The organism is Nocardioides sp., assembly GCF_964229035.1.
In the GTDB taxonomy this organism is placed as follows: domain Bacteria; phylum Actinomycetota; class Actinomycetes; order Propionibacteriales; family Nocardioidaceae; genus Nocardioides.
Window position 1 is genome coordinate 1 of the sequence record NZ_CAXRAZ010000002.1, and the last position, 10,144, is coordinate 10,144.

The window sequence follows — 10,144 nt, forward strand, 5'->3', positions numbered from 1 at the left end:
GAGGTCGGCGACGTCGCCGACGATGAGGCCTTCGGTGGCGGCGATGAGGTCGTCGCCCATGCGCGCCCACAGCGAGGCCGGCACGTAGGCGCGGGAGGCGGCCGAGCACTTCTGGCCGGAGTACTCGAAGGCGCCGCGCACGAGAGCGGTGCGCAGGACGTCGGGGTCCGCGCTCGGGTGGGCGATGACGAAGTCCTTGCCGCCGGTCTCACCGACGAGGCGCGGGTAGGTGCGGTAGCCGGCGATGTTCTCGCCGACGGTGCGCCACAGGTGCTGGAAGGTGGCCGTGGAGCCGGTGAAGTGGATGCCCGCGAGGTCGGGGTGCGCGAGGACGACGTCGGAGACCGCTTGGCCGTCGCCGGGCAGCATGTTGATCACGCCCGGCGGCAGACCGGCCTCGGTGAGCAGCTCCATCGTCAGCGTGGCCGCGAGCTGCTGGGTGGGCGAGGGCTTCCAGATCACCGTGTTGCCCATCAGGGCGGGGGCGGTGGGCAGGTTGCCCGCGATCGCGGTGAAGTTGAAGGGTGTGATCGCGTAGACGAAGCCCTCGAGGGGGCGGTGGTCGGTGCGGTTCCACACGCCGGGGGCGTTGGCGGGTGGCTGCTCGCGCAGCAGCTGCGCGCCGAAGTGCACGTTGAAACGCCAGAAGTCGATGAGCTCGCAGGCGGAGTCGATCTCGGCCTGCTGCGCGGTCTTGGCCTGGCCCAGCATGGTGGCGGCGTTGAGGCGCTGGCGCCACGGGCCGGCGAGGAGGTCGGCGGCGCGCAGCAGGATGGCGGCACGCTCGTCGTAGGGCAGCGCGCGCCAGGCGGGGGCGGCGTCCTGAGCGGCCTTGACCGCGGCCAGCGCGTCGTCCCGGGTGCTGTTGCGCATGGTGCCGAGCACGTGGGCGTGGTCGTGCGGGGCACGCACCTCGATCTGCTCGCCGTCGCCGATCACGGCACGCCCGCCGATCCAGGCGGGCAGGTCGCGCACGGTGGCGCTCTGGGCCTTCAGCTCGGCCTGCAGGGCCTCGCGCTCACCGGTGCCGGGCGCGTAGGTGAGCACCGGCTCGTTGAGGGGGCTCGGCGGGGTGGTGACGGCGTCCATGGGGATCTCCTCGGCGTGCGTCGGGATGAGGGGGCGGAGTCTCAGCGGTGCGCGAGGGCGCGCAGGAAGAAGGCGACGTTGGCCGGCCGCTCGGCCAGGCGACGCATGAAGTAGCCGTACCAATCGGTGCCGTAGGGCAGGTAGATCCGCATGCGGCCGCCGGCCTCGACCGTGCGCTCCTGCAGGTCCGTGCGCACGCCGTAGAGCATCTGGGTCTCCCACTGCTCGGCGCCGCGGCCCGCCTCGCGGGCGGCCCGGGCGGCGTGGTCGAGCATGCGCTCGTCGTGGGTGGCGATCATGGGGTAGCCGCGGCCGCGCATGAGTGCGGTGGTGGCGTCGAGGTAGGCCCGGTCGACCTCGGCCTTGCGCTGGTGGGCCACCGAGGCCGGCTCGCGGTAGGCACCCTTGACCAGGCGCACCCGGGCGCCGGCGGCCGCGAGGTCGGCGACATCGCCGGGGGTGCGGCGCAGGTTGGTCTGCAGCACGTTGCCGACCCAGGCGAAGTCGGCGCGCAGGGCGCGACCGGCCTCGAGGGTGTCGTCGGTGGTGGTGTGGTCCTCCATGTCGAGGGTGACCGTGGCGCCGGCCCCGGCCGCCGCCGAGCAGATCGCGTGGGCGTGCTCGAGCGAAGGAGCGGCACCGTCGGGCAGCGCCTGGCCGAGGGCGGAGAGCTTGAGCGACACCTCGGCACCCTCGGCGAGACCGCCCTCGGCGAGCGCGGCGAGCAGCGCGAGGTAGGCGTCGCGGGTGGCGCGGGCGCCGGCCGGGTCGGTGACGTCCTCGCCGAGCACATCGACCGTGACCAGCCGACCGCGGGCGGTCAGCGCGGCGACGGCGTCCACGGCGTCCCCGGTGCTCTCGCCGGGCACGAAGCGGTCGACGACGCGGCGGGTCAGCGGCAGCGACTCGACCGCGCGCCGAGCGCGGGGACTGCGGGAGGCCCGGGTGAGGGTCTGGCTGAGCATGGCTCCACGCTACGAGTGACCTGAGCCATGGTGAATCGACATCTGTCACGGTTCAAGGTGTCGAATATGCGACATTTGGCGCATGGCGACGCTTGAGGACCTCGTCGAGGACATGGCCCGGCTCACCGATGCCCCCTGCACCCTGGAGGACCCCGACTTCCGGCTGATCGCCTTCAGCGACCATCGCGCCGACGACGTGGTCGACCCGATCCGTCAGCGCTCGATCCTGCAGCGTCGCTCCGACGAGCAGGTGCGGGCCTGGTTCCGCGAGCACGGCATCGAGTCCTCCCCCGGCCCGCTGCGCGTCGAGGGCGACGCACGGCTGGGCATCGTCGGCCGCCTCTGCGTGCCGGCTCGCCATCTCGACCGGGTGCACGGTTGGTTCTGGCTGCTCGATCCCGACGACCGCATCCCCACCGAGACCTGGCCCGAGGCCACACGCATCGCCGAGGCAGCCGCCCGCCTGCTCGGCGTGGCGGAACGTCGGCAGTCGCATCGCGACGCCCTGTTCCGCGAACTCGTCGAGGGTGGACGACGCGCCGCACGCGCCTCCGCCGACGAGCTCGCCCGGGCGGTCGGCGTGCGGCTCGACGAGGCGGTGACGTGCGTCCTGGTGGAGCGCCCCGACCTGCTCGACCAGGTGGCGAGCCGGCCGGCGCGGGCGGGCGTGGCGTGGTTCCGCTCCCCCGACGTGGCGGAGGGCGTCGTCCGCGCGGGGTTGCTGGAAGGCTGTGATGACCTGGACGCCGTGCTCACCGCCCTCGGGGTCGGACGCCGCGTGGCCGGGCTCGACGCCGCCACCCGCGTCGCCGTCGGCCCGACGGTCGAGGGCATCGACGAGCTCGCGACCTCGCACCGCGGGGCGCAGGTGGCACTGCGGGTCGCCCGCGCCCGTGGTTCCGGCGAGGTGGTGCGCTGGAGCGACCTCGGCCCGCTCACGCTGCTGGGCCTCGGCCGCGACGACGACCTGCGCGAGGCCGTGCTCGACACGGGGTTGTCCCACCTGCTCGCCGCGGCGCCGGACGACGTCCTGGCGACCGTGAGGATCTGGCTGGAGGAGGCGGGCAGCGCGTCGCGCACCGCCGAGCGGCTGAGCGTGCACCGCCAGACCGTCTACCACCGCCTCGACCACGCCGCCCGGCTCGGCGGCCTCGACCTGAGCCGGGGGGCCGACCGGCTGCGGCTGCACCTGGCGCTCGAGCTCGCGCCCTTCCTGGACTGAGCCCACCGCGGCCCTCCGACCGCGAAACGTCGCCTGGGTGTCACGTGATCGTGGCCGCGCGGAAACGAGTCGCGGCTTGGATTCGACGCGACCACAATCGTGCAGGGCTGCGCCGCACCCGCGGCGGGCGCACACTGGTGACGTACACCCGGGAGCCACTCGGGTGTCGAGGGGGTGAGAGACCGTGGCGGTGGTGGTGCTCCTGAACGCTTCCTACGAGCCGCTGGGAACCGTGACCTTCCAGCACGCGGTGCGGATGCTGGTGCGCGAGGTCGCGATCGTCGAGCAGGCCCACGACGAGCGCCGCGTCGGTCCGCACCCGTGGCCGCTGGTCATCCGGCTCGTGCGCTACGTGGCCGCCCGGTGGATGTATCGCACCGCCGCCTACTCCCGCGCCTCGGTGCTCATCCGCGATGGGCACACCTGCGCCTACTGCGGCGCCCACGCCACCACGGTCGACCACCTGCTCCCCCAGAGCCGTGGCGGGCGCTGGACATGGCTGAACACGGTGGCCGCCTGCCGCGGCTGCAACGGGCGCAAAGCCGACCGGACGCCGTCCGAGGCGGGGATGCGGTTGCGCGTCACGCCCTACGAGCCCACGCGCGCGCAGCTGCTGGAGATGCGCGGGCGCTGACGCGCGGGGTCGCGCATCACTACGCTCGCCGCGTGCGGACGACGACCCGACTCACCCTCGCCTACGCGGCGCTCGCCGCGGTCGACACGGCACTGGCCGGTTCGCGGCGCGCGGGCGCGCATCGGGCACGCCGCGTGACCAAGCCGCTGCTGATGCCGGTGCTGGCAGCATCGCTGGCCACCGACGAGCGGGCGACCGGCTCGCCCCTGCGCGCCACGACGCTGGCGGCGCAGGCGTGCGGGTGGGCGGGCGACGTCTGGCTGCTGAGGGAGGACCCGCGCTCGTTCGCGGCGGGCGCGTCGTCCTTCGGGGTGGGGCACCTGGCCTACCTGCGCGGGCTGCGAGCACAGCGCGACCGCTCCACCACGCTGCCCTCGCGCCCGACGACGCGCGCGATCGCCGGCACGTGGGCGCTCTCGGCGCCGGTGGTGGCGGCCGCTGCGGCTCGGCGCGACCGGCGTCTCGGCGCGGTGGTGCTGGGGTACTCCGGCCTGCTGTCGACGCTCGCGGCGAGCGCCCAGCATCTCGATCCGTCACTGCCGCGACGTGCCCGGCTGCTCACCGCCGCCGGCGCCTCGCTGTTCCTCACCTCCGACGCGGTGCTCGGCGCCCGCACCTTCGTGCTGCCCGAGCTGCTGGGCACCACCCCGCACCCGCGGATGGAGTCGGCCGTCATGGCCACCTACACCGCCGCCCAGCTGCTGCTCGCCCGCGGCGCCGCCGCGGCTAGTGCTCCTCCGTCGAGAAACGACTGAGCCGCCTGCTTCCCGAGGGGCAGACGGCTCAGTGCGGAGGGGTTCGGCTCAGCGGATGCGACGCTCCACGTCGACCGGGCGCTCCTCGACGATGGTGTGACGGCGGGTCGCGGCGAGCGAGACAGCGATGGCGATCACGCCACCGGCCAGCAGGATCCAGCCGAGGGTGTTGTCGTTGACGTTGGCGATGTCGAGGGTGACGACGTCGAATGCCAGGACGAGGCCGGCGATGATGAGAATGACTCCGAGGCCGATGGCCATGGTGCTCTCCTAGGGTGTTGGGCGGGCTCGGGCTCCCGCGGTGCAACATCGGTAACCCCGATCCGCCGCCTCACACCCCCGCGCGTGTGAGCGCCGCCACCTCGCCGGCAGCGCGGTCGAGGTCTGCGTCGTCCACGAAGTAGTGCGGTGAGGCGCGGACGACGGCCCGCAGCCCCCGCTCGGTCATGTCGAGCAGGGTCGACCCGCGGCCCGACACCGACACCGTGACGCCACGCTCGCGCAGCGCGTCGCGCACCTCCTCGGGCTCGCGGCCATCGACGGTGAAGGTGACGATGCCGGCCAGGTCCGTGCCGCGGTCGTGGAGCGTGACGCCCGGCAGGTCGCCGAGCAGCGTGCGCAGCGAGGCGGCGCGCGAGCGCACCGCCGCCTCCACCGCGGCCGGGCCGAGGTCGAGCAGGTGCTCGACGGCGACGAGCAGGCCGAGGCGCGCCGCGACGTCGTGCTCCCACTGCTCGAAGCGGCGGGCGTCGGCGCGGAGGCGGTAGGTGTCGGGCGTCGTCCACTCACCGGCGCGGAGGTCGGCACCGAAGGGCTCGAGCTGCTCGAGCAGCCCGGCCCGCACGTGCAGGAAGCCGGTGCCGCGCGGCCCGCGCAACCACTTGCGGCCGGTGGCCGACACGGCGTCCACCGCCAGGCCGTCGGGGTCCCCGTCGAGGCGCACGTCGAGCTGGCCCATCGCCTGGCAGGCATCGAGGACGACGAGCGCCCCCGAGGCGCGCGCGAGCCGCGCCGCCTCGGCCACCGGCGCCACGGTGCCGGTGTTGGTGGGCACGTGCACGAGCGAGACCAGCCGGGTGGGGCGTTCGAGGGCGCGGGCGAGGGCCGCGAGGTCGATCGGGCCGGAGCCGTCGGGGTCGGACGGCACGACGTCCACCTCGACGCCGCGCAGCCGCGCCTGCTGCAGCAGCGCGATCGCGTTGCTGGCGTACTCGTTGCCGGCCAGCAGCACGCGGTCGCCCGGGCCGAGGTGCAGGCCGGCGACGAACTGCGTCCACGATCGCGTGGCGCTGTCGGTGAGCGCCACGGTCGCGGCGTCCACCCCCAGCAGCCGGCCGATGGCGACGGGCAGGCGCTCGAGGTCGTCGAGGCGCTCGAGGGCGGCGCGGTATCCGCCGACCTCGGCCTCGCGGCGCAGGTGCCCCACCATCGCCTCCACGACGGGCGTGGGTGGCAGCGACGATCCGGCGCTGTCGAGGAAGACGTGGCCGCGCACGCCGGGGGTCAGGTCGCGCTCGGCGGCGACGTCGATGGCGCTCATCGGGCCAGCATCGCGCACGCCGCCATCCGCGCCGCACCCGGCGACGAAAGAGAAAAGAAGTGGATGTGACGAACGGGTGACGTCGCGGCCAGCGGGTAGTCGATGTCGGACCACCTGTCTAGGCTCGTCCACCAGCAGCACCCGGCGCCTCTCGTTCGGCGCCGGGCCCGGCGACACCGTAGGAGGGCCGCGATGCCCGACCAGCTCGACCGATCTGCCCAGCAACCGGCACCACCCCGCACCACCACCGCCGAGGAGCTCTCGGCCCGCTACGCCGAGGTCCGCGGCCACACGGAGGCGCTCGCCGCTCCGCTCTCGCCGGAGGACCAGACGGTCCAGTCGATGGCCGACGTCTCGCCGACGAAGTGGCACCGCGCCCACGTCACCTGGTTCTTCGAGACCTTCCTGCTGGCCGACAACGAGCCCGGCTTCGCTCCCTTCCAGGACCGCTACTGGTTCCTGTTCAACAGCTACTACGAGGCCGTCGGACCGCGCTACACGCGCAGCGACCGCGGCTTCATCTCCCGTCCGGGCGCCCACGAGGTGGGCGAGTACCGCGCCAACGTCGACGAGCGGGTGCGCACCCTGGTCGAGCGCGTCGACGACGGCACCCTCGACAAGCTGGCGCCCGTCATCGAGCTCGGGTTCCACCACGAGCAGCAGCACCAGGAGCTGCTGCTCATGGACATCAAGCACGTGCTCTCGCGCAACCCGCTGCAGCCGGCCTACGCCGCCCGACCGGCCGACCACGGCTCGCGCGTCGCCGGGCCGCTGGAGTGGGTCGACGTCGAGGGCGGGCTCGTCGAGATCGGCCACGAGGGCGTCGAAGGCAGCGGGGGCTTCTGCTTCGACAACGAGCTGCCCCGCCACCGGGCCTGGCTCGAGCCGTACCGCCTGGCCGACCGGCTCGTCACCAACGGCGAGTGGCTGGCCTTCATCGAGGACGGCGGCTACCGCCGCCACGAGCTGTGGCTCTCCGACGGGTGGGGCCGGGTCAAGGACGAGGGCTGGCAGGCGCCGTTCTACTGGCAGCTGATCGACGGCGTGTGGTTCGAGCACACCCTCTACGGCACGTTCCCGGTCGAGCCCGACCTGCCGGCGTGCCACATCAGCCACTACGAGGCCGACGCCTACGCCACCTGGGCCGGCAAGCGGCTGCCCACCGAGGCCGAGTGGGAGCACGGGGTGGCGCTGCACGCCGGGTCCGACGCCCGCTACGCCACCGACCCGGCCCAGCCGAGCGGGGCGGCCGAGGTCGTCGTCCACCCGCGGGCGGCGGGGGTGCGCGACGAGCCGAGCCGCGGCCCTCGACTGCGCCAAGTGGGCACGGACTGCTGGGAGTGGACGTCGTCGGCCTACCTCGGCTACCCGGGCTTCCACCAGGCCGAGGGCGCGATCGGCGAGTACAACGGCAAGTTCATGTCGGGCCAGATGGTGCTGCGCGGCGGCTGCGCGCTCACCCCTCCCGGGCACGCCCGGGCCACCTACCGCAACTTCTTCCCGCCCAGCGCCCGCTGGGCCCTCTCGGGGGTGCGACTCGCCGACGGCGGTGCCCCGCTCACCACACGATGAACGGAGCCGTTCGATGACCGCTGCTGACAACTCCACCCGCAAGCCCACCGTCGAGGTGCTGCTCGAGTCCGACTGGGCCGCCGGCAGCCTCGTCGCCGACGTGCGCCGCGGGCTCGGCACGGTGCCGCGCTCCCTGCCGCCCAAGTGGCTCTACGACGACCACGGCTCGCAGCTGTTCGACCGCATCACCAAGCTGCCCGAGTACTACCCCTTCGCCCGCGAGCACGAGATCCTCACGCGCCACGCAGCCGACATCGCCGAGCTCAGCGGCGCCACCACGCTCGTCGAGCTCGGCAGCGGCACCAGCGAGAAGACCCGCATGCTGCTCGACGCCTTCGACGCCACCGGGCAGCTGCAGCGCTTCTGCCCGGTCGACGTCTCCGAGCAGACGCTGCGCGACGCCGCCGCCGCGGTGGCCGGACGCCACCCGGGGGTCGAGGTCGAGGCGATCGTCGGCGACTTCACCCTGCACCTGGCCCACCTCCCCCGCGGCGGACGACGCATGGTCGCCTTCCTCGGCGGCACCATCGGCAACCTCTACGTCGAGGAGCGTCGCGCCTTCCTCGGCGCCCTGGCCGACACCCTGGAGCCGGGCGACTCGCTGCTGCTCGGCACCGACCTGGTCAAGGACGCCGACCGCCTGATCGCCGCCTACAACGACAGCGAGGGCGTCACCGCGGCGTTCGTGCGCAACAGCCTCACCGTGGTCAACCGCGAGCTCGGTGCCGACTTCGACCTCGGCGACTTCTCCTACGTGCCGTTCTGGGACGCCACCATGGAGCGCATGGACCTCCGCCTGCGCGCCGAGGTGCCCCAGCACGTGCGCGTGCCGGGCGCCGACCTCGAGATCGACCTGGCCGCGGGCGAGGAGATCCGCGTCGAGATCTCCACCAAGTTCCGCCGCCACGGCATCGCGGAGGAGCTCGGCGAGGCCGGCTTCGAGGTCACGCGCACGTTCACCGACGACGCCGAGGACTTCGCCCTCACGTTGGCCACGAAGGTCTGAGGTCGCGCGGCTCCGCGGGCGCCTCCCACCCGCGGTGACGAGGGGCCTCGGGCGGGCTCGGTGGCCTAGGTCACCGCGCCACACTGGAGGGGTGACCACGACTCCGAAGCGCACCCTGAGCCCCTGGGCGCCCGACCTGCGCGGCCCCAAGATCATGCAGCAGGTGTGGGACCAGTTGACCTTCGTGCACTGGGCGGTCGACCCCGAGCGGGTCGCGCCGCTGCTGCCGAAGGGAGTGCGACCCGACGTCCTCGGGGGTGCGACGTACGTGGGGCTGATCCCGTTCGCCATGCGGCGTGCGGGGTTCGGGCGGGGCCCGGCCGTCCCGTGGCTCGGCGACTTCATCGAGACCAACGTGCGCCTGTATTCCGTCGACGACCAGGGTCGCCACGGCGTGGTCTTCCGCTCCCTCGAGACCGACCGCCTCATCGTCGCGCTCGGCGCCCGGCTCGCCTTCGCCACGCCCTACACCTGGGCGAAGATGTCGCTCGAGCAGGACGGCGACATGTTCTCCTACCGCACCAGCCGGCGCTGGCCCACGCCCCGCGGCGCGGGCGGGCGGCTCGTCGTCCGCCGAGGGGAGCCGATCGCCGAGCCGAGCGACCTCGAGGTCTTCCTGACCGCGCGCTTCGGCCTCCACACCCAGCACCTCGGGCGCACCTGGTGGGTGCCCAACACCCACGTGCCGTGGGACCTCAACCGCGGTGAGCTGCTCGAGCTGGACGACGACCTGGTCGCCGCCGCCGGGCTGCCCGGCATCGTCGGGCGCGAGGCGCCGGCCTCGGTGATGGTGGCCGACCCCGTGCACACCTCCTTCGGCCTGCCGCGGCTGGTGAGGTCACGCGGGTGAGCCTGACGTCGGCGGAGGCCTTCGCCGTGCTGGCGGGGGCCCACGCGGCGTTCCAGCTGACCGTGTCGGTGGTGGTCTACCCGGCGCTGCGCGACGTGCCCGACCACGACTGGTCGCGAGCCCACGACGCTCACTCGCGTCGCATCAGCTATCTCGTGGCCGTGCTGTACCCCGCGCTCCTCGCCGGGTGCGCGTGGCTGCTGCTCGACGGTCCGGTCGGCACCGGCGGCACCGGACTGCTGGGCGTGGCACTCGGGCTCGGCGGCACCGCGCTGGCGTTCGCGGCGACCGCGTTCGCCGCCGCCCCCACCCACGGCCGCCTCGGTGCCGGCCGCACCGATGCGCTCATCGCCCGCCTGCTGCTCGCCGACCGGGTACGCACCCTCGGGTCGCTGATCGGTCTCGCCGGAGCCGTCGTCCTGCTGGTCTGAGCCGCCCCCCCGCCCCCCTGCTGGCCACCGTCGCGCAGCATGCGCTGCGGCGTCGCGCGGGATGTAACACGCCGTCCACC

11 protein-coding genes are annotated in these 10,144 nt (G+C 73.9%); 7 read left to right on the forward strand and 4 right to left on the reverse strand.

Annotation, left to right across the window (positions count from 1 at the left end):
- Positions 1-1,089 (reverse strand): aldehyde dehydrogenase family protein (locus ACERUN_RS00890; RefSeq protein WP_370287659.1); only part of this gene is annotated, 1,089 nt, incomplete at its 3' end.
- Between the two features lie 41 nt (positions 1,090-1,130).
- On the reverse strand, positions 1,131-2,054 hold the full coding sequence (locus ACERUN_RS00895; RefSeq protein WP_370287660.1) for a proline dehydrogenase family protein: 924 nt from the start codon (positions 2,052-2,054) through the stop codon (positions 1,131-1,133).
- Positions 2,055-2,136: 82 nt separating this feature from the next.
- Between ACERUN_RS00895 and ACERUN_RS00900 the strand changes: the two genes are divergently transcribed.
- From ACERUN_RS00900 to ACERUN_RS00910, 3 genes are all read left to right on the forward strand, one after another.
- Positions 2,137-3,276: a PucR family transcriptional regulator gene (locus ACERUN_RS00900; RefSeq protein ID WP_370287661.1), complete on the forward strand. Its 1,140-nt coding sequence runs from the start codon at positions 2,137-2,139 to the stop codon at positions 3,274-3,276.
- A 193-nt stretch (positions 3,277-3,469) separates the two neighbouring features.
- Complete coding sequence (locus ACERUN_RS00905) at positions 3,470-3,910, forward strand: HNH endonuclease (RefSeq protein WP_370287662.1); 441 nt, start codon at positions 3,470-3,472, stop codon at positions 3,908-3,910.
- A gap of 32 nt (positions 3,911-3,942) precedes the next feature.
- Entirely contained in the window at positions 3,943-4,665 is a 723-nt protein-coding gene (locus ACERUN_RS00910) for a lysoplasmalogenase (RefSeq protein WP_370287663.1), read from the forward strand.
- Positions 4,666-4,713: 48 nt separating this feature from the next.
- Here the strand turns inward: ACERUN_RS00910 and ACERUN_RS00915 are convergent, their stop codons facing one another.
- Together ACERUN_RS00915 and ACERUN_RS00920 are read right to left on the reverse strand one after the other, a co-directional pair.
- Positions 4,714-4,926, reverse strand: a complete 213-nt coding sequence (locus ACERUN_RS00915; protein WP_370287664.1) for a DUF6458 family protein — start codon at positions 4,924-4,926, stop codon at positions 4,714-4,716.
- 70 nt (positions 4,927-4,996) lie between these two features.
- Positions 4,997-6,205 carry an aminotransferase class V-fold PLP-dependent enzyme gene (locus tag ACERUN_RS00920; protein ID WP_370287665.1) on the reverse strand — a complete coding sequence of 403 codons (1,209 nt, stop codon included), beginning with the start codon at positions 6,203-6,205 and terminating at the stop codon, positions 4,997-4,999.
- 192 nt (positions 6,206-6,397) lie between these two features.
- Between ACERUN_RS00920 and egtB the strand changes: the two genes are divergently transcribed.
- From egtB to ACERUN_RS00940, 4 genes are all read left to right on the forward strand, one after another.
- Positions 6,398-7,777: an ergothioneine biosynthesis protein EgtB gene (gene egtB / locus ACERUN_RS00925; protein WP_370287666.1), complete on the forward strand. Its 1,380-nt coding sequence runs from the start codon at positions 6,398-6,400 to the stop codon at positions 7,775-7,777.
- A 13-nt stretch (positions 7,778-7,790) separates the two neighbouring features.
- Positions 7,791-8,783: an L-histidine N(alpha)-methyltransferase gene (gene egtD, locus ACERUN_RS00930; protein WP_370287667.1), complete on the forward strand. Its 993-nt coding sequence runs from the start codon at positions 7,791-7,793 to the stop codon at positions 8,781-8,783.
- A gap of 91 nt (positions 8,784-8,874) precedes the next feature.
- Positions 8,875-9,633, forward strand: coding sequence for a YqjF family protein (locus tag ACERUN_RS00935; RefSeq protein ID WP_370287668.1), 759 nt, complete (start codon positions 8,875-8,877; stop codon positions 9,631-9,633).
- Complete coding sequence (locus tag ACERUN_RS00940; RefSeq protein WP_370287669.1) at positions 9,630-10,064, forward strand: hypothetical protein; 435 nt, start codon at positions 9,630-9,632, stop codon at positions 10,062-10,064. Before ACERUN_RS00935 ends, ACERUN_RS00940 begins: the two co-directional genes overlap by 4 nt.
- The last annotated feature ends 80 nt before the right edge of the window (positions 10,065-10,144 follow it).

What these genes read in the sequence shown, in the direction of transcription:
- egtD (WP_370287667.1), top strand. Translation starts at nt 7,791, where the DNA reads ATGACCGCTGCTGACAACTCCACCCGCAAGCCCACCGTCGAGGTGCTG.
- egtB (WP_370287666.1), top strand. Translation starts at nt 6,398, where the DNA reads ATGCCCGACCAGCTCGACCGATCTGCCCAGCAACCGGCACCACCCCGC.
- ACERUN_RS00900 (WP_370287661.1), top strand. Translation starts at nt 2,137, where the DNA reads ATGGCGACGCTTGAGGACCTCGTCGAGGACATGGCCCGGCTCACCGAT.
- ACERUN_RS00920 (WP_370287665.1), bottom strand. Translation starts at nt 6,205, where the DNA reads ATGAGCGCCATCGACGTCGCCGCCGAGCGCGACCTGACCCCCGGCGTG.
- ACERUN_RS00915 (WP_370287664.1), bottom strand. Translation starts at nt 4,926, where the DNA reads ATGGCCATCGGCCTCGGAGTCATTCTCATCATCGCCGGCCTCGTCCTG.
- ACERUN_RS00895 (WP_370287660.1), bottom strand. Translation starts at nt 2,054, where the DNA reads ATGCTCAGCCAGACCCTCACCCGGGCCTCCCGCAGTCCCCGCGCTCGG.